Annotated in this window: 18 protein-coding genes, 1 tRNA gene and 3 pseudogenes; 17 read left to right on the forward strand and 5 right to left on the reverse strand. The window is 44.7% G+C overall.

The features are described 5' to 3' along the window. Positions 1–10 precede the first annotated feature (10 nt). From B5F25_RS01360 to mutL, 12 genes and pseudogenes are all read left to right on the forward strand, one after another. Positions 11–103: pseudogene (locus B5F25_RS01360) on the forward strand (SDR family oxidoreductase); the annotation flags it as partial. 8 nt (positions 104–111) lie between these two features. Continuing rightward, positions 112–744: an outer membrane lipoprotein carrier protein LolA gene (locus B5F25_RS01365; RefSeq protein WP_087207437.1), complete on the forward strand. Its 633-nt coding sequence runs from the start codon at positions 112–114 to the stop codon at positions 742–744. A 3-nt stretch (positions 745–747) separates the two neighbouring features. Next, a complete protein-coding gene (locus tag B5F25_RS01370) occupies positions 748–1,167 on the forward strand; it encodes an acyl-CoA thioesterase (protein WP_022041023.1) in 420 nt (139 codons plus the stop codon). 10 nt (positions 1,168–1,177) lie between these two features. After that, positions 1,178–3,733 carry a DUF5686 and carboxypeptidase-like regulatory domain-containing protein gene (locus B5F25_RS01375; protein ID WP_087247149.1) on the forward strand — a complete coding sequence of 852 codons (2,556 nt, stop codon included), beginning with the start codon at positions 1,178–1,180 and terminating at the stop codon, positions 3,731–3,733. 253 nt (positions 3,734–3,986) lie between these two features. Beyond that, entirely contained in the window at positions 3,987–4,997 is a 1,011-nt protein-coding gene (gene gap, locus B5F25_RS01380) for a type I glyceraldehyde-3-phosphate dehydrogenase (protein ID WP_013617444.1), read from the forward strand. A gap of 96 nt (positions 4,998–5,093) precedes the next feature. Then, the gene (locus B5F25_RS01385) at positions 5,094–6,098 is read left to right on the forward strand and encodes an ABC transporter ATP-binding protein (protein WP_087247231.1); all 1,005 of its coding nucleotides are present in this window, start codon (positions 5,094–5,096) and stop codon (positions 6,096–6,098) included. A 168-nt stretch (positions 6,099–6,266) separates the two neighbouring features. Then, positions 6,267–7,742 (forward strand): IMP dehydrogenase, encoded by a 1,476-nt coding sequence (gene guaB, locus B5F25_RS01390; RefSeq protein ID WP_022041027.1) that lies wholly within the window; start codon positions 6,267–6,269, stop codon positions 7,740–7,742. Between the two features lie 141 nt (positions 7,743–7,883). Further along, complete coding sequence (locus B5F25_RS01395; RefSeq protein ID WP_087247151.1) at positions 7,884–9,074, forward strand: peptidylprolyl isomerase; 1,191 nt, start codon at positions 7,884–7,886, stop codon at positions 9,072–9,074. Between the two features lie 430 nt (positions 9,075–9,504). Next, on the forward strand, positions 9,505–10,365 hold the full coding sequence (locus tag B5F25_RS01400) for a peptidylprolyl isomerase (RefSeq protein ID WP_022041030.1): 861 nt from the start codon (positions 9,505–9,507) through the stop codon (positions 10,363–10,365). Beyond that, the gene (locus tag B5F25_RS01405; RefSeq protein WP_087207431.1) at positions 10,358–11,731 is read left to right on the forward strand and encodes a peptidylprolyl isomerase; all 1,374 of its coding nucleotides are present in this window, start codon (positions 10,358–10,360) and stop codon (positions 11,729–11,731) included. The genes B5F25_RS01400 and B5F25_RS01405 overlap by 8 nt, the downstream gene beginning before the upstream one ends. A 12-nt stretch (positions 11,732–11,743) precedes the next feature. Beyond that, positions 11,744–13,462 (forward strand): annotated as a pseudogene (locus tag B5F25_RS01410) (OstA-like protein); the annotation flags it as partial. 157 nt (positions 13,463–13,619) lie between these two features. Next, a complete protein-coding gene (gene mutL, locus B5F25_RS01415) occupies positions 13,620–15,512 on the forward strand; it encodes a DNA mismatch repair endonuclease MutL (protein ID WP_087207429.1) in 1,893 nt (630 codons plus the stop codon). Positions 15,513–15,598: 86 nt separating this feature from the next. Here the strand turns inward: mutL and cysK are convergent, their stop codons facing one another. Both cysK and B5F25_RS01425 read right to left on the reverse strand, forming a co-directional pair. Further along, complete coding sequence (cysK, locus tag B5F25_RS01420; protein ID WP_087247153.1) at positions 15,599–16,519, reverse strand: cysteine synthase A; 921 nt, start codon at positions 16,517–16,519, stop codon at positions 15,599–15,601. A 125-nt stretch (positions 16,520–16,644) separates the two neighbouring features. After that, positions 16,645–16,720, reverse strand: a tRNA-Met gene (locus tag B5F25_RS01425). Between the two features lie 521 nt (positions 16,721–17,241). Between B5F25_RS01425 and B5F25_RS01435 the strand changes: the two genes are divergently transcribed. From B5F25_RS01435 to B5F25_RS01445, 3 genes are all read left to right on the forward strand, one after another. Next, positions 17,242–17,829, forward strand: coding sequence for a TetR/AcrR family transcriptional regulator (locus tag B5F25_RS01435; RefSeq protein WP_022041035.1), 588 nt, complete (start codon positions 17,242–17,244; stop codon positions 17,827–17,829). 144 nt (positions 17,830–17,973) lie between these two features. After that, positions 17,974–18,720, forward strand: a complete 747-nt coding sequence (gene fabG / locus B5F25_RS01440) for a 3-oxoacyl-[acyl-carrier-protein] reductase (protein WP_087207423.1) — start codon at positions 17,974–17,976, stop codon at positions 18,718–18,720. A 19-nt stretch (positions 18,721–18,739) separates the two neighbouring features. After that, complete coding sequence (locus B5F25_RS01445) at positions 18,740–19,411, forward strand: RNA pseudouridine synthase (protein ID WP_022041037.1); 672 nt, start codon at positions 18,740–18,742, stop codon at positions 19,409–19,411. A 192-nt stretch (positions 19,412–19,603) separates the two neighbouring features. Here B5F25_RS01445 and B5F25_RS01450 read toward each other — a convergent pair whose 3' ends face one another. The 3 genes and pseudogenes from B5F25_RS01450 to B5F25_RS01460 all read right to left on the reverse strand — a co-directional run bounded on the left by B5F25_RS01450 (position 19,604) and on the right by B5F25_RS01460 (position 22,453). Next, positions 19,604–20,494, reverse strand: coding sequence for an Rpn family recombination-promoting nuclease/putative transposase (locus tag B5F25_RS01450; RefSeq protein ID WP_087247155.1), 891 nt, complete (start codon positions 20,492–20,494; stop codon positions 19,604–19,606). Between the two features lie 85 nt (positions 20,495–20,579). Continuing rightward, positions 20,580–20,735 (reverse strand): annotated as a pseudogene (locus tag B5F25_RS22320) (PD-(D/E)XK nuclease domain-containing protein); the annotation flags it as partial. 371 nt (positions 20,736–21,106) lie between these two features. Continuing rightward, positions 21,107–22,453, reverse strand: a complete 1,347-nt coding sequence (locus B5F25_RS01460) for a sigma-54 dependent transcriptional regulator (protein WP_087247157.1) — start codon at positions 22,451–22,453, stop codon at positions 21,107–21,109. Positions 22,454–22,815: 362 nt separating this feature from the next. Between B5F25_RS01460 and B5F25_RS01465 the strand changes: the two genes are divergently transcribed. Both B5F25_RS01465 and B5F25_RS01470 read left to right on the forward strand, forming a co-directional pair. Then, on the forward strand, positions 22,816–23,430 hold the full coding sequence (locus tag B5F25_RS01465; protein WP_087207452.1) for an RNA polymerase sigma-70 factor: 615 nt from the start codon (positions 22,816–22,818) through the stop codon (positions 23,428–23,430). A gap of 387 nt (positions 23,431–23,817) precedes the next feature. Next, positions 23,818–24,816, forward strand: coding sequence for a FecR family protein (locus B5F25_RS01470; protein ID WP_087247159.1), 999 nt, complete (start codon positions 23,818–23,820; stop codon positions 24,814–24,816). Positions 24,817–24,823 lie beyond the last annotated feature (7 nt).

Genomic DNA, 24,823 nt, shown 5'->3' on the forward strand with positions numbered 1-24,823 from the left:
CTTGACCCGGGAAGTGGCGGCATTGGTCGGCTTTTTGATTTCGCCCGAAGCCGGATACATTACGGGAGAGGTAATATCAATTGATGGAGGACTTTATACATGAGAACAACGATGAAAAGATGGCTGGTATGTTTATCGGTATTTTTGCTGGCATGTACTACATTTATGTGGGCACAAGGTGCCGGCATGACACAAGTCATGAAGAAGTATAGAAGTGTGCATACGCTTACGGCTTCTGTGGTGCGTATCAAGCACAATGTAGCTTTTGCAGAAGATGCCAGATTGGATGGGAAACTTTATTTCAAGGCTCCCGGACGGATGTGCATGCGTTTCGAAGGAGATAAGGATATGTTGCTGATGGAAGGCAATGAATTTACGATGGTAGAATCGGGACGTAAAAGCGTGGCAAAAGGGCAGACACAAGCTCAATTCGAATCGCTGGTAGAGGTGTTCAAGCAAATGGTGCTGGGCATGGATATTTCGGTTAGTCCCGAAGAACTGGCAGAGGTGAAAATGGAAGAGAAAGATGGTCTTTGTACCTTGACAGTAACACCTCGGGTAGATGGAGGAAACAAGGTGCGCCGCAGATTGTTGTTTTCTTCTTTTGTACTGACCGTCGACTTGCAGAAAGGAGAGTGTAAGAGCTTACAGATGAATGAACGGGGGCAGAACTATACCCGTTATGACTTTTCCGGTTTTATGTTGGATGCCCATGTGCCGGATACAGCATTTCAACTTCCATAAGATATGAAGAAAGAGTTGTTGGACATTTGCCAGGTGCAAGTGAAGTTTAGCGAAATCGATTCGATGCGCCGGGTATGGCATGGTTCTTATGTGACATATTTCGAAGACGGACGAGAGTCTTTCGGCAGGCATTATCCGGGCATCGGATATGCCGATATGCAGCGGGAAGGCATTTATGCGCCTGTATATGATTTACGTGTCCGCTATTATGCTCCGCTTTTGCTGAACGATGGTGTCGAAATACATACCCGCTATGTGTACAAGCCCGGTGCAAGATTGGATTATATGTATCAGGTCTTTCGTGCAAGCGACCATACGCTTTGTGCCGAGGGCACCACGGTGCAGTTGTTTATCGATGCACAGGGGGAACTGATGGTGGAAAAGCCTGCTTATTTCGAAGCCTGGCAGGTGAAGTATTTATAATAAGGAGAATATGAAGGAGAAAATTGTCTGGCTTGTAATGATGTTGTGTTTCCCGGTAGTTTCCTACGGGCAACAGACCGTTATCGAAGGAACCGTGCGTGATTCGGTGACCGGAGAAGTATTGCCATACGCTTCGCTGATGCTCGAAGGTACTTCTGCTGGTACACGTACCGGAGATGACGGGCGTTTCCGCTTGGCTACATCTGTATCGGTCAACCGCCTGCAGGTTTCTTATTTGGGATACGATACCCGTAATATTACGGTTCAGCTGGGGAAAATCAACCGGATTGACATAGCCTTGATACCGAGTGGTGTCACATTGAGCGATATCGTGGTGAAGCCGAAACGTGAACGATACAGGAGAAAGGATAATCCTGCAGTGCGGTTTGCCAGACAAGTGATTGACCGGCGCGAGAGCAATGACCCGCGTAATCAAGATTATTTCAGTTATGACCAATATGAGAAAATGGTCTTTGCTATGAATGATTATAAGCCAAAGCCCAAAAAGAGTGGGAAAATAGGAAAATTTGATTTTCTTGCCGAGTTTATTGATACACTTGAAGTAGGGACTACGGTACTTCCTTTGTCAGAAAAAGAACGCTTGGAGAAGGTATATTACCGGAAGTCCCCCAAGTCGGAGAAACGTTTGCTGATGGGAAGTAAGTCATCGGGAGTAGATGAAGTGTTTTCGCGTGACGGGGTACAGCAGTTCCTGAGCGAAGCTTTTCAGGAAGTGGATATTTTCCAGAATAATGTTTCATTGTTTCTTCAGCGTTTTGTCAGTCCACTATCTACTTTCGGACCGGGATTTTATAAGTATTATTTGCTCGATACGCTTCAGGTGGAAGGTCGTAAATGTGTAGATTTGGGATTTGTGCCCTTCAATTCCGAGTCGTTCGGTTTTACGGGGCATTTGTTCGTTACGCTTGATTCTACCTATTTTGTCAAGAAAGTGATACTTAATGTTCCGAAAGACATCAACCTGAATTTTGTATCAGGTATGATTATTGAGCAGGTGTTCGAACGGGATTCTGCCAATATCCGTATTTTAAAGAAAGATGATATCCGGGTAAACTTTAAACTGAGTGAGAAATCGAAAGGCATGTATGCCCAGCGGCTGATAATATACGATCATCATTCATTTCTTCCTCCCGATGACAGACAAAGGCAGATTTTTGCTCAAAGTGCACCGGTTATTACGCAAAAAGAGGCTTATAGCCGTTCGGAGGATTATTGGGAAGAACATCGCCCGCAAGTTGCGCGCAAGAAAAATCCCAATTCAGTAGAACAGTTGATGAAGAGGCTTCGGTCGATTCCTGTTTTTTATGTGACCGAAAAGGTGGTGACAACTTTGGTTTCAGGTTATATTCCTACTAATAAAGATTCCCGGAAGAACCGGTTCGATTTAGGACCGATGAACAGTACCATTAACGGCAATGCCATCGAAGGTGCACGTTTTCGTGTAGGTGGAGGTACGACTCCTGTTTTCGACAAGCATTGGTTCTTTGAAGGCTATGCTGCGTATGGCACGCGCGACAAGAAGATAAAATACGATGCCATGGTGGAATATTCGTTCAATCCTCGCCAGACGTACCGCATGGAATATCCCATGCATTCCCTTCGCTTGGAGTATATGTATGATATCAACAAGCTGGGGCAGAATTACATGTATACCAGCAAAGACAATGTGATGCTTGCTATCCGCCGGAAGAAAGACACGCGTGCCACATACTTGCGGAATGCCGAACTGACTTATACACGCGAACATTACAACGGGTTTTCGTATAACGTGATTCTCCGTAACCGGCGTGAATATGCCACGCCATATGCTCCTTTCGATTGCATCGGGACAGACGGAAGCGTAACGCCACGTAATCATTATGACATGACGGAACTGGAAATCAAATTGCGTTATGGTAAGGACGAGAAATATTACCAGACCCGTACGCAGCGCATTCCGATTACGTTTGATGCCTTGATATTCAATTTGAGTCACGTGATGGCAAAGAAAGGGGTACTGGGGTCGTCGTACACTTATCAGCGTACGGATGTCGGCATGCAGAAACGTTTCTGGTTTTCGGCGTTCGGCTATCTGGATGTCATTCTTAAAGCAGGCAAGGTATGGAACAAGGTGCCTTATCCGCTTCTGATATTGCCTAATGCCAACCTTACTTATACCATCCAACCCGAAACTTATACGAACATGAATGCTATGGAGTTTATAAATGATGAGTATGCTTCGTGGGACATTACTTATTATATGAATGGAAATTTGTTCAACCGCATTCCGCTGATTAAGAAATTGAAGTGGCGTGAGGTGTTTTGCTTTCGTGGATTATGGGGACACTTGACAGATAAGAACAATCCTGTAAAAAATGGTGAAGGTCTGTTCCGTTTTCCGGAAGAGACTTCACAGCTGGGGCGTGCTCCTTATATGGAAGCCAGTGTAGGTATAGAGAATATCTTCAAGTTTCTCCGTCTGGATTATGTATGGCGTCTGAATTATCGCGATAATCCCGATATACAGACGCATGGTGTGCGTTGTACAATGCGATTGTCATTCTGATGGGAAAAATCCTGCCATGTAAAGTAGGGATTGCAAAATGATATATTCGGAGGTGGAAAGCAGAGCTTTTAAGGAAGAAGTGGTAAAATGTAACTTGTTTTTTTCTTAATTTTAATACTTTTCGTGCTCAACTTATGAAAGAATTGCTTATTTTTGCAACGCAGTCAGAAAGAAAGAACAGACTTCTTGCTGGGGCAACCGAAAACAGAGAGTGTTTATAACATTATTATAAAACCTTTAAAAATTAAGCAAAATGATTAAAGTAGGTATTAACGGTTTCGGTCGTATCGGCCGTTTCGTATTCCGTGCAGCTCAAAAAAGAAACGATATCCAAATCGTAGGTATTAACGACTTGTGCCCGGTAGATTACTTGGCTTACATGTTGAAGTATGATACTATGCACGGTCAGTTCGACGGTACTATCGAAGCTGACGTTGAAAATAGCAAATTGATTGTTAACGGTAAGGAAATCCGCGTAACTGCAGAAAAGAATCCGGCTGACTTGAAATGGAATGAAGTAGAAGCTGAATACGTTGTTGAATCAACTGGTTTGTTCCTGACTCAGGAAAAAGCTCAGGCTCACATTCAGGCTGGTGCTAAATACGTAGTTATGTCTGCTCCTTCTAAGGATGCTACTCCGATGTTCGTTTGCGGTGTAAACGAAAAGACTTACGTTAAGGGTACTCAGTTCGTTTCTAACGCTTCTTGTACTACTAACTGCTTGGCTCCGATTGCTAAGGTATTGAACGACAAGTTCGGTATTGTAAACGGTTTGATGACTACAGTTCACTCTACTACTGCTACTCAGAAGACTGTTGACGGTCCTTCTATGAAAGACTGGCGCGGTGGCCGTGCTGCTTCTGGCAACATCATCCCGTCTTCTACAGGTGCTGCTAAGGCTGTAGGTAAAGTTATTCCTGAACTGAACGGCAAACTGACTGGTATCTCTATGCGTGTGCCGACTTTGGATGTTTCAGTTGTTGACTTGACTGTAAACTTGGCTAAACCGGCTACTAAAGAAGCTATCTGCGCTGCTATGAAGGAAGCTTCTGAAGGCGAATTGAAAGGTGTTCTGGGTTACACTGAAGATGCAGTTGTATCTTCTGACTTCCTGGGCTGCACGTTGACTTCTATCTTCGATGCAAACGCAGGTGTTTACTTGACTGATACTTTCGTTAAAGTTGTTTCTTGGTATGACAACGAAATCGGTTACTCTAACAAAGTATTGGATCTGATTGCTCACATGGCATCAGTAAACGATTAATCATCGGTCATAAGACGTGTTTTGATTAATAAATGATAACAATGGGAGAAGTCACCTTGTAAGGGTGGCTTCTCTTTTTTATGTTTGGCATGTATGATGGAAAAACCTGTAATTCAGCTTCGGCACCTTTCTACCGGTTATACTGGAAAACACAGTGTGATACGTGTGGCATCGGATATTAATGCATCTGTCTATAATGGTGAACTGACTTGTTTGCTGGGGGCGAACGGGGCTGGAAAGTCTACTTTATTGCGTACTTTGTCGGCTTCCCAACCTCCTTTGGCTGGGGAAGTATGGATAGCAGGCAAACGTTTGTCGGATTATGCAGATAAGGAGCTTGCCAGACTGATAGGCATTGTATTGACAGAACGGTGCGAAGTGACCAATCTGAGTGTGGAAGAACTGGTAGGTTTGGGAAGAAGTCCGTATACAGGTTTTTGGGGAACACTGGGCAAAGAAGATAAGCGTATCGTATCAGAGGCGATACAACAGGTAGGTATTGCCGGATTATCTGACCGTATGATACATACTTTGAGCGATGGAGAACGTCAAAAGGTGATGATAGCTAAGGTTTTGGCACAACAGACTCCGGTCATCTTGTTGGATGAGCCGACCGCCTTTCTTGATTTTCCCAGCAAGGTAGAAATGATGCGTTTGCTGCGCACGCTGGCACATGGTTTGGATAAGACCGTATTTCTTTCTACGCACGACCTTGAGCTGGCACTTCAGATAGCTGATAAGCTTTGGTTGATGGACCGGCAGGGGGTAGTTGTCGGGACTCCCGAAGATCTTTCGTTGGACGGTACATTGGAGACTTTCTTTACCCGCGAGGGTATTGCATTCGATCGCCGGAGCGGATTGTTCCGTATTGCGCCCGAATATGTAAGAAGCATCAGGCTGACAGGAGAGGGGTATCGATATGACATGGTGCAGAAAGCTTTACGCCGTTATGCCATTTGTGCCGACCGTGAAGTGGAATCGGAAGCATATATTGATGCCGGTTCTGGAGAAGCAGATTTATTTGTATGGCATCCCGCAGGTAGAGAGCCTGTGGCTTGTGGAAATATCGAAACGTTGATAGCATTTATAAAAGAAAAGTAGTGAGGTAAGAACGGCATAGGGTGGCAGTATCATGAAAAGCAAATTGCTGCTTTGGAAGAGCCTGAAACCTAAAAAAACAGGAGAAATAAGTGAAAAAATGTCTTGCTATTTTTTAGATTCAAATAAAATTCGTACATTTGCACGCAATAAAATCTAAACATAAACCCTATGTCATTTATTGCAGATAAAGTAGTGATGGACGGATTGACTTACGATGATGTATTGTTGATTCCTGCCTATTCAGAAGTTTTACCAAAAACAGTCGATCTCACGACTAAGTTTTCACGCAACATTGAATTGAAGATTCCGTTTGTGACGGCAGCCATGGATACCGTTACCGAAGCGCAGATGGCAATTGCTATTGCCCGCGAAGGAGGTATTGGTGTTATTCACAAAAATATGCCTATTGAAGAGCAGGCACGTCAGGTGGCTATCGTAAAGCGTGCCGAGAATGGTATGATTTACGATCCGGTGACCATTAAACGTGGTTCCACGGTAAAGAATGCGCTGGATATCATGGCAGAATATAAGATTGGCGGCATTCCGGTAGTGGATGACGAAAACTATCTGGTAGGTATCGTGACCAACCGTGACCTTCGTTTTGAGCGTGACATGAATAAGCGTATCGACGAGGTGATGACCAAGGAGAACATTGTGACTACAGCTCCGGGTACGGATATGGAAACGGCATCGGATATCCTTCAGAAGAATAAAATCGAGAAATTACCGGTAGTAGACGAGAATGGTAAACTGATAGGTCTGATTACGTATAAAGACATTACCAAAGCAAAAGATAAACCGATGGCTTGCAAGGATGCTAAAGGTCGCTTGCGTGTGGCTGCGGGTGTAGGTGTAACCAATGATACGTTGCAACGTATGGAAGCGTTGGTAAAGGCTGGTGCCGATGCTATTGTGATTGATACGGCTCACGGACACTCGAAGTATGTTATCGAAAAGTTGAAAGAAGCCAAGAAGGCTTTCCCTGATATTGATATCGTGGTAGGAAACGTGGCTACGGGTGATGCGGCAAAGATGCTGGTGGAGGCTGGTGCTGATGCTGTGAAGGTAGGTATTGGTCCGGGTTCTATCTGTACTACACGTGTGGTTGCTGGTGTAGGTGTACCTCAGTTGTCTGCTGTTTATGATGTGGCAAAAGCATTGGAAGGTACAGGTGTTCCTTTGATTGCTGACGGTGGCTTGCGCTATTCGGGTGATGTAGTCAAAGCATTGGCTGCAGGTGGTTATTGCGTAATGATTGGCTCATTGGTGGCTGGTACCGAAGAGTCACCGGGCGATACCATTATTTTCAACGGACGTAAATTTAAGTCTTATCGCGGCATGGGTTCTTTGGAAGCTATGGAAAATGGTTCGAAAGACCGTTATTTCCAGAGTTCGACCACCGATGTAAAGAAACTGGTTCCGGAAGGCATTTCGGCACGTGTTCCTTACAAAGGTACATTGTATGAGGTGATTTATCAGTTAGTAGGCGGTTTGCGTTCAGGAATGGGGTATTGTGGTGCGCATAACATTATGGAATTGCACAATGCGAAATTCACGCGTATTACCAATGCAGGTGTATTGGAAAGTCATCCTCACGATGTGACGATTACCAGCGAGGCTCCTAACTACAGTCGTCCGCAATAAGGATAAGATATTGTTACACAAAGGCACAGAGACACCAAGTTTTTATTTACTGCTTGTTTACGATTTACAGCGGTTGTACTTCGTAGATAGAATTGTAAATATCTTGTGTCTTTGTGTCTTTCGTTTTTATAAGCATATCGTATGAAATTGTCCAGAATCTTGATTCTTTTCATTTGTTTTTTGAAGGCTGCTTCTTTTCTTTATGCCGATAAATTGGATGATGAATTGTTTCTTCTGAAGGTGGCAGATGCCAAACGTTGTGGCTGGGATACCGTGCCTGCTTTCCGTCACCGTTGTAAGGTGGAACAAGGAAAGGCATTGCGGGCGGTGTTGCTTGATGCAGGTCGCCAGGATTCTATACTGCATGCGCTTTACCGTGAAAGTGTGGAACGTTATTCGGCGAAAGGCTGGGTGAAACTGGAAGAAATTGTCCGGTTGCTTCCGCAACGTGCTACTCGGAACGAAGTAGGGCAGGTTTGCCGGCAAATGGATTCGGTGTATGTTTCGTTGCAGGGCGGAATGCCTTTCGAGATATATCTGGAACAAGGATGCGAAGCACAATGGTGTCCGTCGGTGGCTTTGCTGAGGGAGTTCTCTTGTCGTTTGGATACAATGCGGAAGGGAACCTATACGAAACCGTTTTTGTCGCCGTTGGGCGTGCATATTATCAAATTAGTCGACCGGAAGCCGGCTATCAGTTATGAGGAAGCAAGTCCTTTTCTGGAGATTTATCTGGACCGGTTGGGGGAGAAAAATCCGGCACTTAACCGGTCGCGTTATATGCAATGGCAACACGGTGAAAGAAAAGATGTTGCAGTGGAACGTTGTCTGACGGAGGTAAAGAACTGTATGCTGGCGGCATGGTGGGATGTTCGTCATCCTTTGCCTGATGTTAGCGATGAAAATGAATTGAAGCATTTTTTCGAAGCTAACAAGAAGGCTTATGCATGGGAATTTCCACATTATAAAGGGGCTGTAGTGCTTTGCAAAGATAAAAAAAGCGCTTCACGCATTCGCAAATGTTTGAAAAAAGTTCCGATGGAGCAGATGGAAGAGGTGTTTCGGATGTGGCAGGCAGAACATCCCGAGGTGGATGCTGTGATACAGGTAGGATTGTTTCAGATAGGAAAGAATCCGTATATCGATAAGTTGGCTTTCAAGTGTGGAGAGATGCCGCATGACCCACGTTATCCGTATGCTATTGTGGTAGGTAAACGGTTGAAGAAGGGACCGGAAAATTATACAGATGTGTATGGACAAGTGAAAACGGATTTTGCCAGAACTTTGAAAATGAGACAATTGGAAGAATTAAGGACGCGTGTTGGAAAATGAAGAAAATATCAGCTGAATGTCGGCATTTAGTCACCAGGAAGTTAAAGGGGAGTTGTTATGGAATACACACAGCCGGTGTTATTCCTGTTTTCCAGTGTCATGCTGGATAGCCAATCCGCTTCTTCCGTTACGCCGGCTCACATATCCGGCATGACAAGCAAGCTTTGTTCTCTTCGCCATATAGCTGCATCGTTTGTAAGATTATTAATCTTACAGCGTGAAGATTAATAATCTTTCGGCGTGAAGATTAATAATCTTACAAGCAAGGCAGCTATGCGGTTCATAAATGTGTAAGTTTCTTCTATGTTTTTTTCTAATCGTAAAATGACGAAAAATTGCGTACTTTGATATATAAAAACCGTTAATTGTAGCGGAAGTAATCGATTAAAACTGTATCTTCGTTCGGTCTTTCAGACGAAAAACGTCACAGATGAATAAAGGATGTTTCTTGACCATAGGATTGCTGGTCTTGACTGCTTGCACCAAGACGCTCAACCATCAGGGGAAAACCCCGTTGGTGGAGGTGGGGGATGCGTTTCTGTACAAAGAAGACGTGGATGCGGCGATGCCGATAGGTGTGAAAGGGAAAGACAGCGTAGAATTTGCCGAGGCGTATATCCGTAATTGGGTGGAAGATAACTTGCTTTACCGTAAGGCAGAGGGGAATATTCCCGACAATGTAAAGATAGACCAGCAGGTGGAGGCTTACCGGCGGGCACTGATTATGCATGCTTATCAGGAAGAACTGGTAAGACAGAAGTTGGGCAACGAGGTGAGTGAGGAAGAAATCAGTGCGTATTATGAGCGGCATGCCGGACAATTTCAAGCAGAGCAACCTTACATACAAGGTGTGTTTGTCAAAGTTCCTTTGCATACGCAAAACTTGAATCTGGTGCGGAAATGGTACAAGCAACATACGCAGGAGGCTGTGGACAGGTTGGAAAAGTTCAGCATTGCCCATGCAGTGAGTTATGATTATTTTTACGACCGTTGGCGTCCGGTGTCGGAATTTTCATTGAAACTTCCCCTTGATGCGTTGGATACAGATCCCGATTATTTGAACCGGAACAAGAATGTGGAGGTACGTGATACGGCTTTCTGTTATTTCCTGCATGTGGAAAAGTTTCTTCCGAAGGGTGACCGCCTGCCGCTGGAATATGCCAAGAATGAGATAAAAGAAATGATAATTAATCTGAAGCGTGTGGAATTTATAAATCAGATGAAGCATGATTTATATAAAGAGGCTTCGGAGGCTAATGACATAATTTATTATAAACCTGACAATGAATAAGTTTAGAGTAATCAGATGGTGTGTATGCATGCTGTTGTTGCTGGCAGGGATTTCTGCTTATGCCCAAGACAATGTAATAGATGAGGTCGTCTGGGTAGTGGGTGACGAGGCTATCTTGAAATCAGATGTAGAAAACGAACGTTTGAACGCACAATACGAAAACAGGCATTTCGACGGTGATCCTTATTGTGTGATTCCAGAAGAACTGGCGGTGCAGAAGCTTTTCTTGCATCAGGCAGAACTGGACAGTGTCGTGGTGTCCGACCAGGATGTGATTCAAGAGGTGGAACGACGCATTTCGTGGCTGACTGAACAAATCGGCTCGCGGGAGAAAATGGAAGAATATTATAATAAGACTTACACGCAGATCCGTGAAATGCTTCGTGAGAATGTCCGCGACGGCAAGACAGTGCAAGAAATGCAGATGAAAATCGTGGGCGACATCAAGCTCACCCCTGCCGAGGTGCGTAACTATTTCAACAAACTGCCTCAAGACAGCATTCCGTTCGTACCTACACAGGTAGAGGTGCAGATTATTACGCAGGAGCCCAAAATTTCGGAGCAAGAGATAGAACGGGTGAAAGCGCAGTTGCGTGAATATGCCGACCGGGTAAATAAAGGCGAGACTTCTTTTTCTACCTTGGCACGTTTCTATTCGGAAGACCCTGGTACGGCACGCCGTGGTGGTGAAGGTGGATTTACGGGCCGTGGTGCATTGGTTCCCGAATTTGCCAATGTGGTGTTTAACCTTACAGATACCAAAAAGGTGTCGAAGGTGTTCGAAACGGAATTTGGTTTTCACATTGCACAGTTAATAGAAAAACGAGGCGACCGTGTGAACTACCGTCATATTCTGTTGCGTCCCAAAGTAGACCAAAAAGACATTGATGCTGCTTTGGCGCGTCTGGATTCCATTGCCGATGACATCCGGAAAGAAAAATTCTCGTTTGATGATGCCGCCACGTGGATATCGATGGATAAGGATACCCGAAACAATCATGGTTTGCTTGCCAATCCGCAATCGAATACTTCCCGTTTCGAGATGCAGGAACTTGCCGGACTGGTTTCGCAAGATGTAGCGAAAGTTGTGGAAGGCATGCAGATCGGGGAAATCTCAAAACCTTTTACGATGATTAACTCAAGCGGCAAGCAGGTGTGTGCCATTGTGAAACTGAAGAACCGCATTGACGGACATAAGGCTACCATTACGGAAGACTATCAGCGTCTGAAGGCGATGGTAACTTCAAAGAGGAGCGAAGAGAAGCTTCAGAAATGGATTGTTGACAAGCAGAAGAACACTTATGTGCGTATCAGTCCGAAATGGCGCAATTGCGAATTCAAATATCCGGGATGGATTAAGCGATGAACTGAAAAAGTTATGATGCAAAAAGAAAAGAACAGGAAATATAGGATAAACGGGCATAGGGCGCTTTTGGTGAGTGTCCTATGCCTTTTCGGCTTTTGTCTTTTGGCGCAGAAACCGCTTCGTTCGCAGATAGCCGGGACGCAGGAGGATTCGGTGGCGCAAAAGCGGCAAATGCCTCAGAAACAGACAACTCCCAAGAAACAGCAACCCAAGAGCAAGGTTTATCTGATACATTCGGACTTGTTGCGGAAAGATTCTCGTCATCCTGATGCACAGGTCGTGGTGGGCAATGTCGTTTTCCGGCACGATAGTGTGTATATGTATTGCGACAGTGCTTATTATTATGACAAGATAAGTTCGTTTGAAGCCTTCAGCAATGTCAAGATGAATCAGGGAGATACGCTTTTTCTGTATGGAGACAGATTGTTTTATGACGGGAATACGCAGATTGCTGAAGTACGTATGAACGTACGGATGGAGAATAAGAATACTACGTTGCTGACTGATAGTCTGAACTATGACCGTGTGTACAATCTCGGCTATTTTTTTGACGGAGGAACACTGATGGACGAGCAGAACGTCTTGACTTCTGAATGGGGTGAATACAATCCCAGTACGAAGCAATCGGTGTTCAATTATAACGTACAGCTGGTTAACCCGCAGTTTACGCTGACTTCGGATACGCTGGAATATAATACGCTGACGAAGATAGCCAACATCGTGGGGCCGTCGGATATAGACAGTGACAATAACCATATTTATTCCGAGCTGGGTACATATAATACGATGACCGGAAAAGCTTATTTGTACAACCGCTCGATTCTGACCAATGACGGGAAACAGCTGACTGGTGATACCTTGTATTATGACCGTGATGCAGGAACGGGCGAAGCATTCCGCAACATGGTGATGACCGATACCATCAACAAGAATATGATGACCGGCGAATATGGCTTTTATAATGAGAAGACCAAGTTTGCCTTTGCTACCGATAAGGCGGTGGGGATTGATTATTCGCAGGGGGACAGTTTGTTTCTTCACGGTGATACGCTGATGATGCGCACTTTCCATCTGGATACGGATACGATGTTCAGGGAGATGCAGGCTTTTCATAAGGTGCGTTTCTATCGTACGGATGTGCAGGGAGTCGCAGATTCGCTGGTATTCTCTACCAAAGACAGTTGTCTGACAATGTACCAGGATCCTATTTTGTGGAACAAGAATCAACAACTGGTAGGAGAGAAGATATGCATTTATATGAATGACAGCACCATTGACTGGGCTCATATCATCAATCAGGCATTGTCGGTAGAAGAATTGGATTCGACAATGTATAATCAGGTGACGGGAAAGGAGATGAAAGCCTATTTCCGCGATGGGGAAATGCATAAGACTGAAGTTATCGGCTCGGTACGCCTGGTCTATTATCCGATGGATTCGGACAGTACGCTGATTGGTATGAATGTGTCTGAGACGAGTAAGCTGGAAATCTATCTGGAGCACCAGAAATTGGAACGGATGGTAATGAGCCCCCAGTCGAACGGTACTTTGTATCCGATGTTGATGATTCCGAAAGGGAAAGACAAATTGGAGAACTTTGTGTGGTTCGATTACATCCGTCCGTTGAATAAGGAGGATATTTTCAACTGGCGTGCCAAGAAAGCAGAAGATCAGTTGAAGAAGAATGTACGTGGTCCGATAGAACTTCCGAACCAGCACTTGTTTGACAAGTTGGCCCAACCAGAAAAGAAAGTGGAAGAAAAGGCTCCGTCGGAAAGTGATGCCGGAAAAACAGAGGCTGGAAACCAGGAAAAGGAGAATGTGGAGGAAGCCGATTCTTCCATACCAGATAGTTGACAGAGGAAATTTCTTTAGGAGTATAGAATATATGAGCGATGTGATACGTTTGTTGCCTGATTCCGTAGCTAATCAGATTGCGGCGGGCGAAGTGATACAGCGTCCTGCATCCGTGGTAAAGGAATTGGTGGAGAATGCAGTGGATGCAGGTGCGCATCATATAGATGTGCTGATAACGGATGCTGGAAAAACGTGTATACAGGTAATTGATGACGGGAAAGGAATGTCGGAAACAGATGCGCGGCTGGCATTCGAGCGGCATGCGACATCGAAGATTCGTGAGGCATCCGACTTGTTTGCCCTCCACACAATGGGATTCAGAGGAGAAGCCTTGGCGTCTATTGCTGCAGTGGCACAGGTGGAATTGCGTACATGTCAGGAAGGGGACGTGCTGGGAACACTGCTGACTATTTCCGGTTCGAAAGTAGAAGGGCAGGAAGCAGTGGCGTGTCCTTGCGGAAGTAATTTCAGTGTGAAGAATCTTTTTTACAACGTGCCGGCACGGCGCAAATTCTTAAAGTCGAACCAGACAGAACTGAGTAATATCCTGACCGAGTTCGAACGCATCGTGTTGGTGAATCCTGACATTTCGTTCACTTTGCATCATAACGGCACGGAAATGTTGAATCTCCCTGTCTTGCCTTTGCGCCAGCGCATTATGGGCGTGTTTGGCAAAAAACTGAATCAGGAATTGCTTTCGCTTGACGTTACTACCAGTATGGTGCAAATACATGGGTTTATCGGTAAGCCTGAAACAGCACGTAAGAAAGGCGCCCGCCAGTTCTTCTTTGTCAACGGACGTTTTATGCGCCACCCTTATTTTCATAAAGCATTGGTGGATGCTTACGAACACTTGATACCCGTGGGCGAACAAGTATCTTATTTCATTTATTTTGAGGTGGAACCGGCCAATATTGACGTCAATATCCATCCTACCAAGACTGAAATCAAGTTTGAAAACGAACAGGCTATCTGGCAAATCCTTTCGGCGGCGGTGAAAGAGACACTGGGACGTTTCAATGCTGTTCCTTCCATTGATTTCGATACCGAAGGGATGCCCGATATTCCGGCATTTGAGCCCGACCAGCAAGCTGGGGTCGTGCAGCCGTCACTATCGTATGATCCTTCTTACAATCCGTTTGATGTAAAGACTTCAACGGCTCCTCCCTCTTCGTATTCTCCTTCTTCCTCTCGCCAGAAGCATACGCAATGGGAGCCTTTGTTCGAGGGACTGGAGCGGAAAAGCAATGCCTGGCAGCCTGAAGCGGAAACACCCGCTTCTGAGGATAGCTGGCATACGGAAGAAATACAGCCGGCTTCTCCTACACTCTACGATGCACATCCCGAAGCAACCGTGAAAGAGAGCGTTACACAGCATTACCAGTATAAAGGATGTTATATACTGACTTCCGTAAAATCGGGGCTGATGATTATCGACCAGCAACGGGCGCACATCCGCATCTTGTTCGACCGTTATATGAAGCAGATAGCCGACAAGCGGCACGTATCACAACGCATGTTATTCCCTGAGATGGTACATTTCTCTGTCTCCGAAATACCGGTGTTGGAAACGATTATGGACGATTTGAAAGCTTTGGGATTCGATTTGAGCAATTTGGGTGGAGGCTCGTATGCCATCAATGGTGTACCCGCAGGCATCGAAGGACTGAATCCAGAGCGGTTGGTGACCGACTTGGTTCAGACTGCGATGGAGAAAGGTAAGGACGTGAAAGAAGAAATACAGCAGGCGCTGGCCTTATCGCTGGCAAAAGCTTCGGCCATTGTGCCGGGACAAGTCTTGACGGCAGAAGAGATGAATAATCTGGTGGACGAACTTTTTGCCGTTCCTACCCCTAATTATACTCCCGATGGCAAGACCGTACTGGCTGTGCTGAAAGAGGAAGATATAGAGAAGCTTTTTTAAGACTAAGAAGTTAGAAGGAGTTATTTCACAGAGTTAAAAGGTGTTGAAAACCAATAGGCTTTTAACTCCTTCTAACTAACAAGCTCTTAAAAGGTGGAAAGATATCTTTCTCCTGTGTCAGGTAGAAGCACCACAATGTTTTTACCGGTATAAGCCGGTTGTACAGCAAGCTGAAGGGCAGCGCATACGGCGGCTCCAGATGAGATACCTGTCAGCAGACCTTCGGTTATGACAAGTTCTTTTTCGATACGAAAGGCGTCATCATCCTTGATGCGGATAATGCGGTCTACTGTTTCCGGATAATAGTTTTTCGGGACAAATCCGGCACCGATGCCCTGAATGCGGTGGCTTCCGGCTTTTTCTCCCGATAATACAGCCGAACTGTCTGGCTCTACAGCGATGATTTCGATGTGGGGATTATGGGTTTTCAGTCCTTTTCCTACTCCGCTTATCGTGCCTCCAGTTCCTGCCCCGGCTATAAACACGTCCACTTTTCCATCGGTATCCTGCCATATTTCTTCAGCCGTTGTATGCAGGTGGGCAAGTGGGTTGGCAGGGTTCTCAAATTGCTTTAAGATAATAGAATTAGGTAGTTCACGGTGCAGTTCTTCTGCTTTTCGGATGGCTCCGCTCATACCCTCTGCTCCCGGTGTGAGTACCAGTTGTGCTCCCATTGTTTTCAGTAGCATCCGTCGTTCCACGCTCATAGTTTCGGGCATGGTGAGGATGGTTTTATACCCTTTGATATTGGCTATCCATGCCATTCCGATACCAGTGTTTCCGCTGGTCGGTTCGATGAGGGTGGCTCCAGATGCGATAAGCCCTTTCTGTTCGGCATCTTCTATCATGGCAAGCGCGGCGCGGTCTTTCACACTTCCACCCGGATTGAAGTATTCCAGTTTTGCCATAATGGAGGCTTGGACATGATGTGCGTTTCCTAATCGGTTCAGCTTTAGAAGAGGAGTGTTGCCGATAAGTTCGGTCAGTTTGTTGTAGATACGTGCCATAGTGTTCAGTTGAAAATTAGACTTCGGTAGGGAAGCAGTAGGGAAAGAGGGGTTTTTGTTTCTTTAGGCATATTCCTATATCCGTATAAAACAAAAAAGAGAAACTTCCGTTCCTCTCCTGCTTCTGGTTGCGGAGGCCTGACTCGAACAGACGACCTTTGGGTTATGAGCCCAACGAGCTACCAACTGCTCCACTCCGCGATGTTAATCATTGTTTTCTTAAATCGAGTGCAAAGGTAGAGACTTTTTTTTAAATATGCAAATGATTTGCAGATTTTTTTCGCTTGTTCTTCGGATTTGCAGCAGATTTTATATGGAGCTTGTTTAACTGTTTTGAATTTCTCCAAAAAGTTTTTCTTGGTTTGATGTATTCGTTTTCGTGTGTGCTTTGGGCGGTTTTTTTGTCCTTTCCGCTTCTGTCCTTCGTCAGATAGTCCGCTATCTTTCTCATCACACAAACGGAAATGCCTCAAAAACTCATTCCAAACCAGCACACGATAAATTCAAAACAGTTTCTTTGCCCAGGTTAATTTTGCGAATTGTTTTCGAGGACTATAAAAAGACAATATGCATGTCTGCATTTTTATTTTCCCTCTGGTTCCTTCTGTTCCTTCTGACTTCTTTTAACTCCAAAAAGACAATAAAAAAAATTTGTGTAGTCGGAAGAAAAACTGTACTTTTGCTCACGTTATATAGATATTGTGCAATTTTAAGGATTAACGATGACCGTACTGAAGACCCGAGCAAAATTAGTAGACGTAGCCCGACAGCTTTTTGCCAAGAAAGGAGTGGATGCTACGACAATGAACGATATTGCCGTGGCTTCGAAAAAGGGACGCCGTACGCTGTATACTTATTTTAAAAATAAGGAGCAGATTTATATGGCTGTAGTCAAGTCGGAGTTGGAAATGCTTTCCGATACGATGGAGAAAGTTGCCCAGAAAGATATTCCTCCTGATGAAAAGATTCTTCAACTTATTTCCACCCATTTGGATATTGTCAAGCTGGCGGTATATCGCAACGGTACGCTGCGTGCCAATTTCTTTCGCGATATCTGGCGTGTGGAAGCAATGCGCAAGCATTTTGATGCCAATGAAATGAAGCTTTTCCGTACTGTGCTGAAGGAAGGAAAAGAGCAGGGACTGTTTGATATCGACAATGTGGAGATAACTGCCGACATTCTGCATTATTGCATAAAAGGGATTGAGGTGCCCTACATACGCGGTCAGATAGGCGAAGACCTTGACGATGAAATCGGCTGGCGTTACGTAGCAAAGATTGTCTACGGGGCATTGGGAAGAAAATTGTAAAAATGCCAATGAGGAGTTAGATGTCAATACTTTTAGCATCGGTTTCAGCAGCAGGATTATTGTCCTTCAAGTAACTACGTTTAACTTGAAAAAACTTATAAATTAACAAACTTACAAACCAAAAAACTAAATAACTTAAAGATTATGGGATTATTAACAGGAAAAACAGCTATCATTACCGGTGCTGCACGCGGTATCGGTAAGGCAATTGCATTGAAATTTGCTTCTGAAGGAGCAAACATCGCATTTACAGATTTGGTTATTGATGAAAATGGAAAGAAGACCGAAGCCGAAATCGCCGCTTTGGGAGTCAAGGCAAAAGGCTATGCCTCAAATGCTGCCAATTTCGAAGATACCGCCAAAGTGGTAGAGCAAATTCACGCCGACTTCGGTTCTATTGATATTTTGGTTAACAATGCCGGTATTACCAAAGACGGTCTGATGATGCGTATGAGCGAAGGGCAATGGGACGCTGTTATTAACGTCAACTTGAAATCGGCTTTCAATTTCATTCATGCCTGCACGCCGATTATGATGCGCCAGCGTAGTGGTAATATCATCAATATGGCTTCGGTGGTAGGTGTACATGGCAATGCCGGACAATGTAATTATTCAGCTTCGAAGGCTGGCTTGATTGGTCTTGCCAAGTCTATTGCTCAGGAATTGGGTTCGCGTGGCATCCGTGCCAATGCCATTGCTCCGGGCTTCATCATCACCGATATGACTGCACAATTGTCAGATGAAGTAAAGGCAGAATGGAACAAACGCATTCCGTTGCGCCGTGGCGGTACGCCCGAGGATGTGGCAAACATCGCTTTGTTCCTGGCATCGGATATGTCGTCGTACGTATCGGGTCAGGTGATTCAGGTAGATGGCGGTATGAACATGTAATGTTGCCCCGACCGAGTGTATGACCGTAGTGTACGAAGATAATCATCTCATTATCGTCAATAAGACTGCTTCTGAAATCGTGCAGGGCGACAAAACGGGGGATGTGCCTCTGTCGGAGACGGTAAAGCAATACCTCAAGGAGAAATATGCCAAGCCCGGCAATGTTTTCTTGGGAGTGACACATCGGCTGGATCGTCCTGTGAGCGGATTGGTGGTCTTTGCCAAGACCAGTAAGGCATTGGCGCGTCTGAATGAGATGTTCCGCAAAGGTGAGGTGAAAAAAACTTACTGGGCAGTTGTCAAGACATGTCCTCAGGTCGAAGAAGGTGAATTGGTGCATTATCTGGTGCGCAACGAAAAACAGAACAAGTCGTATGCTTATGATAAAGAGGTGAATGGCTCGAAAAAGGCGGTACTTCATTACCGCCTTATCGGGCATTCGGAAAATTATTACCTGCTGGAAGTTGACCTGAAGACAGGACGTCATCATCAGATAAGGTGTCAGTTGGCAAAAATAGGATGCCCGATAAAGGGTGACTTGAAGTATGGTTTTCCGCGCTCCAATCCCGACGGAAGTATTTGCCTTCATGCCCGAAAGGTATGTTTTGTTCATCCGGTGTCGAAAGAGCAGATAGTGGTTACGGCTCCCGTGCCCGACGGCAATCTGTGGAAAGCCTTTCAGGGATTATAATTATAAGGTGTTAAAGGGGGTAGAAGCCTATGCTTCTATATTATTACTCCTTTTGAATCATTGAAATAACTCTTTTGTTGTAATGCTTCGCATGAAATAGATGTAAGGTCCCAAGTGCGTATGGTATAGATAAAAGAAGCGAGGCTTGTCTCAGTGTGAATTATCCAGATAAGTCTCGCTTCTTCTTTTCTTTTATAGCTTTGCAATTTCATCAGGTGTGAGACCTGTTATTTTAGCTATGATTTCAGTTGGAATGCCTTCTGCTTTCATGCCGCGTGCATTTTGGATGTTACTCTGTTTTATGCCTTCTTGCATTCCTTCTTGTCTGCCTTTCTCCATTCCTTTTTCCATGCCTTTTTCCATACCTTCGCGTAAGGCATCGCTTATCAGGGTGTTCTCTACCCGTACAGCATCCCAGAAGTCATCGTACCACCAGAGTTGCGCATCGCTGAAGGCGGATTCTTCGATTTCTGTTACGGCTTTGCTGATTTCCGGATTTTCCAGCAGTTCTTTGGGGGCTTGGCGGGTTTGTTCGTTTATTTCCGTGAGGTAGCGCAGCCAGAGCACCGCCATTTTCTTGCCTTTGAAATTTTGTGGCTTGAATTTGGGAAGCTCCACGAAGATAAACCTCAGTCCTTCGATAATCTTGTCTGTATGCTCCACTTGAACGATTTGATAGTCGTGGTAAGCGTCCGGTACATCCGGTAGGAAAATATCGTTTACCAGGTTGAGTGAATAGACGGGCTGTAGCAGTTCGTATTTGCTTTCCCTTCCTCCCAGCTGGCGCACGTATGCTTTCGAGGCGTTGAAGAGCACGCGTTGCATAAAGGCGGTCGACCAAAGCATCTGCATCTCCACCAAGAATTGCCTGCCCGCTTTGTCTTTGCAGCGCACGTCTACGATGCTGTTTTTCTTCAGCGGTGTCTCCGGCACCAGTTCCGGAGTCAGGTATTCGATTTCCTTTATTTCTTCTTCAGGCTTATCGAAAGGCAGCAATGCGTTGAGCAGGCTGATGACCAGGTCGGGATGTTCGCCGAATACTTTCTTGAAAGTCAGGTCGGCCTTAGGGTCTAAGTATCTCATGGGTGTTGTTTATAGGGTTTGATGCAAAGTTAATAAATCTTTGCCGGTATGGCAATCCTTTGGGGCAGGAATAATTTATATGTGCGGTGCGCATTACCACGTCTATCCGTCCTTTCGAGGTGTGCGCTTCTACGTCTACATAATATCCCGTCAAGGTGAAGATGATGTAAAGCACCTGTTGGTAATACCCTTCGTAATCGGTATTGTCGGTATAAGGCATGGTGGAAAGGAAAGTCTGGAGCTATCATCGGACGCAGGCTACACAAGAAAGCAAAAAGAGGATGCTTCACAGCATCCTCTTTCCTTATTAACACATAGGCATCTTCATTTTATCAAAAGATAGTATGTTGAAATACTAATTTTTGACTTGTTTTATTTATGGGGTTGGGTAATAGTTTAGCCTTTGTTTAGTCCAGTTTCCTTTAATTTTTTCTTGTTTCAATTCTCTCTTACACCCAATGTAGGGCAAATGCCGTGCCAGGTCCGTTGGACTTTCCCAGGATGCTGATAATGAGCCTTGTGCCCGGATTGGGCTTGAAGAGGGATGTGGGGAATGTGTGGAAATCTGTCACAATATTGTGGAATTATTCCACACATATGCGGGCTTCAAGTTCATTCATTATTCATCATGTTATACAGTTTCATTTTGTTGTATAACGTTTTCCGGTCTATGCCCAGCAGTTGTGCCGCCTTGCTTTTGTTGTTTCCGGTACGTTGCAGGGCGTGCAGGATGCGCTGTTTTTCCTGTTCCCCATTGTGCAGGCTGAATGGTGTGTCGTTGGTTTCTGCCGGCGGATTCAGTATGTCTTCCCCCAGTTCCAGTGGAGTGATGAAGTTGCCTTGTGCCAGCAGTGTGGCACGTTTTACTACGTTTTTCAGCTGGCGCAGGTTGCCTGGCCACGGATAGCGTTGGAGTGCTTCGCTTGCCGCCGCGTCAAATCCGGTCAGGTTGCGTTCCAGTTCGCGGTTTGCCTGGTCGAGGAAGAAATTGGCAAAGAGCAGGATGTCTTCCCGGCGTTCTTTCAGGTCGGGCATGCGTAGGGTAAACTCGTTGATGCGGTGGTACAGGTCTTCGCGGAAAGTCCCTTTGGCAATGCCCTCTTTCAGGTTTTCGTTGGTGGCACAGATAAGGCGTACGTCCACTTCGATTTCTTTGGTCGAACCGATGCGGCGGATGCGCCGTTCTTGCAGGGCACGCAGCAACTGTATTTGTACTTCGTAGCTCAGGTTTCCTATTTCGTCCAGAAAGAGTGTGCCTCCGTTTGCTTCTTCGAAAGCACCCGCCTTGTCGGTCAGTGCGCCTGTAAATGAGCCTTTTACGTGTCCGAAAAACTCTGATGCTGCCAGGTCTTTGGGGATTGAGCCGCAATCAATGGCGATAAACGGTTTGCCGTTACGTTTGCTCAGTTCGTGGATGCGGTGTGCCACGTATTCTTTGCCCGTTCCGCTTGCGCCGTTTATCAGCACCGACATTTGCGTGGGAGCTACCAGGCGTACATAGTTGAACAGTTGGTGTGCCGCTTCGCTTTCCCCTTCCAGGAAGTTTTGCGTGACAGGTGGAGCCGTTTTTTCACTTCCCGGGGCGGCAGGCGCTTCCGCATTTTCGACAGCTTCTTTTATTTTCTTCAGCAGTTCGTCGGGTTGTACGGGTTTGGCGATGTAGTCGCTTGCTCCTTGCTTCATGGCCTCTACGGCACTTTGTATTTCCGCATAGCTGGTCATGATGATGAGGGGGGTATGGCAAGACCGGTTCCGCAGCCATGCCAGCAGGTGGATGCCGTCTTGGTCGGGTAGTCTCAGGTCGGACAGAATCAGGTCATACCTGTGTTCGGCAAGCAGCTTCCGTGCCCGTGCATTGGTACTTGCCGTGTCTACTTCGAATCCCTTTTTCGTCAGCCATGTTTTCATCATGGTTGAAAAAACCAAATCATCTTCCACTATCAGTATAGACGATGCCATAGATTATAGTTTGCTTTTTGTGAAAAATAAAGATACCTTGATCTTGTGACAAAGATACTATTTTTTCGGAAAGTGGAGAGTCTTTTGCTTGTTTTTTCGTTACCGGGTTATAGGGTTTGTCATATCGCAAAAGCAAAAATGCCTCGGAAACTCATTTCCAATCATTACATGACAAATTCAAAATACTTTCTGAGTGAAACAGAATTTTAACAAAAATGATGGATGATAGCAATTTTGCGGGATTATGGAGAAATATTTGTAGAAATTTAGACAAGGAATGAAACTAATTCTTTAACTTTGTGATATACGAATTTGTATAAATTAGGAAATATAATATGGTAGTACAACTGAATCAACCGAATATCTATCGTTTTTCTACAGAAGAAGATTTGCTGAGTGACTTAAAGCAAAGTGATCATGCAGCTTTTGAATATCTGTTCAAGCGGTTTTATCCGAGATTGCTAGGATATGCTATACGGTTTGTGCGTGACGAAGAGACTGCGGAAGATATTCTTCAAGAATGTTTTATGACTTTCTGGGAGAGAAGGCAAATGTTGTCTGCGGTATCTCTAGGTTCTCTGCTTTTCCTAATGGTTCGTAATGCTTGTTTGAATTATCTGAAACATACAGCGTTGGTGCATCATGTTTCTATTGACTATCTGAACATATTGGATGGCGAAGAAAGATTATATTCTGCCGACCTGATGTTGAGTGCCGACGAGCCTATATTATATGAAGACTTGAAAGTTCAGATAGATAAAGCCTTGTCACAATTGTCCCCCCGTTCTCGGGAAATATTTTTGCTTAGCCGTTTTAAAGGGTTGAAAAATCGGGAGATAGCTGAAATGTTGGGCATATCTACAACAGCGGTAGAGAAGCATATCTCCAAGTCTCTTAAGGTTATTTCTGATTATTTGAAGGACAACACGTCTTACAGTCACTACCTTATTATTATGTCTTTTTTGCTTTTCAAGTAGAGCCTGTTTTTAAGAAAGCAATAAGTCCATCCGCTGTAAGATTATTAATCTTCAGGCTGCAAGATTATTAATCTTACAAGCGGAAGATTATTAATCTTATACCAGACGAAGTTATCTGCGTTGGGAGAAGAAGATAATAACGACAACCTTTTAAATCATCTGAGTCTGACAAAGTACAGTTTAGTAATGCGCGGTGAACGGAACGGAGACAGCATACAGGAATTGTGACATCAACAAAATGCACAAATGCATACCGCTCATAGTATAAGTACACGATAAATTCAAAACAATTTCTGATGTACTGATTCAAAAAAATTTTTGAGAAAAATGCATTGGGGGGTTGGGTAATTATCTTTCAGATTGTTCTATCTATAGAAAACGAATTTTATGGATAGACTTTCTTATATACGTAACTTGGCTTTTTTGTATTTCGAGGGGAAAATTCCGAGGGATGCAGAAAGTGTTTTGTTTGATTTCATCAATGAAAATTCCCGTCATTTCACGTTGTTTCGGAAATGGGAACGTGAGTGGTTGAATTCAGGGCAGACAAATGCCGATGTGGAGAGACAATGGAAGCGTCTTCATACACGGATGCTTGCCAATGAGGCCGCAATGCCTATGTTTCCGAAACATCGGTTCACTTTCCGGCGTATGTTTTCTTTTGTTGCTGTAGTATTGGTATTGGTTTGTTTATCAGTAGCCATACTTTACCGCAATGTCCATACCGGAATGGAAGTATCTTATTTTGTGAATGAGACTCCCTTGGGCGATAAGACAAGGCTTCTTTTGGCAGACGGTTCTTCGGTCTGGTTGAACAGTGGGTCTACCTTGAAGTATTCTACCGGCTTCAATGCGAAAAACCGTGTGGTCGTGCTGGATGGGGAAGGATATTTCGAAGTGAAACAAAACGGAGGTGTTCCGTTTACAGTCCATACACATGGGTATGACGTCGTGGTGAAAGGTACTAAATTCAATGTGTCGGCATACGAGGAGGACCCTTTTATTTCTACTACATTGATAGAAGGAAAAGTAACAGTGAATTATAAGGACGAATCAGTCGATATGCAACCAGGCGAGGAGATGAAGCTGATAAAGAGTACTGGAGAATTGCAACATTCGCGGGTTAATGCCGCTCAGTCGAATGCCTGGACGAACAATCAGCTGGTAGATGATAACATAACTTTCCAGGAATTGATGATGCGGCTTTCCCGCCGTTTCGATGTCCGGATTTATGTAGATGATGAGGTCTTGAGTCATCAGACGTTTAGTGTTTCCTTACGTAATGAAGAAACATTGGAGCAAGTGTTTGATGCTCTTCAAAAGATTATTCCCTTTTCGGTAAAGAAAGAAAATCAGAGTTATCATATAACATCAATTAATCATTAAAATTTTA

The organism is Bacteroides sp. An19 (genome assembly GCF_002160215.1).
GTDB classification, from domain to species: Bacteria; Bacteroidota; Bacteroidia; order Bacteroidales; family Bacteroidaceae; genus Phocaeicola; species Phocaeicola intestinalis.

Coding starts and splice junctions, on each gene's coding strand:
- mutL (WP_087207429.1), top strand. CDS start 13,620: ATGAGCGATGTGATACGTTTGTTGCCTGATTCCGTAGCTAATCAGATT.
- B5F25_RS01460 (WP_087247157.1), bottom strand. CDS start 22,453: ATGGCATCGTCTATACTGATAGTGGAAGATGATTTGGTTTTTTCAACC.
- B5F25_RS01400 (WP_022041030.1), top strand. CDS start 9,505: ATGAATAAAGGATGTTTCTTGACCATAGGATTGCTGGTCTTGACTGCT.
- B5F25_RS01450 (WP_087247155.1), bottom strand. CDS start 20,494: ATGAGATACTTAGACCCTAAGGCCGACCTGACTTTCAAGAAAGTATTC.
- B5F25_RS01470 (WP_087247159.1), top strand. CDS start 23,818: ATGGATAGACTTTCTTATATACGTAACTTGGCTTTTTTGTATTTCGAG.
- B5F25_RS01365 (WP_087207437.1), top strand. CDS start 112: ATGAAAAGATGGCTGGTATGTTTATCGGTATTTTTGCTGGCATGTACT.
- B5F25_RS01370 (WP_022041023.1), top strand. CDS start 748: ATGAAGAAAGAGTTGTTGGACATTTGCCAGGTGCAAGTGAAGTTTAGC.
- gap (WP_013617444.1), top strand. CDS start 3,987: ATGATTAAAGTAGGTATTAACGGTTTCGGTCGTATCGGCCGTTTCGTA.
- B5F25_RS01405 (WP_087207431.1), top strand. CDS start 10,358: ATGAATAAGTTTAGAGTAATCAGATGGTGTGTATGCATGCTGTTGTTG.
- B5F25_RS01395 (WP_087247151.1), top strand. CDS start 7,884: ATGAAATTGTCCAGAATCTTGATTCTTTTCATTTGTTTTTTGAAGGCT.
- B5F25_RS01445 (WP_022041037.1), top strand. CDS start 18,740: ATGACCGTAGTGTACGAAGATAATCATCTCATTATCGTCAATAAGACT.
- guaB (WP_022041027.1), top strand. CDS start 6,267: ATGTCATTTATTGCAGATAAAGTAGTGATGGACGGATTGACTTACGAT.
- B5F25_RS01385 (WP_087247231.1), top strand. CDS start 5,094: ATGGAAAAACCTGTAATTCAGCTTCGGCACCTTTCTACCGGTTATACT.
- cysK (WP_087247153.1), bottom strand. CDS start 16,519: ATGGCACGTATCTACAACAAACTGACCGAACTTATCGGCAACACTCCT.
- fabG (WP_087207423.1), top strand. CDS start 17,974: ATGGGATTATTAACAGGAAAAACAGCTATCATTACCGGTGCTGCACGC.
- B5F25_RS01375 (WP_087247149.1), top strand. CDS start 1,178: ATGAAGGAGAAAATTGTCTGGCTTGTAATGATGTTGTGTTTCCCGGTA.
- B5F25_RS01435 (WP_022041035.1), top strand. CDS start 17,242: ATGACCGTACTGAAGACCCGAGCAAAATTAGTAGACGTAGCCCGACAG.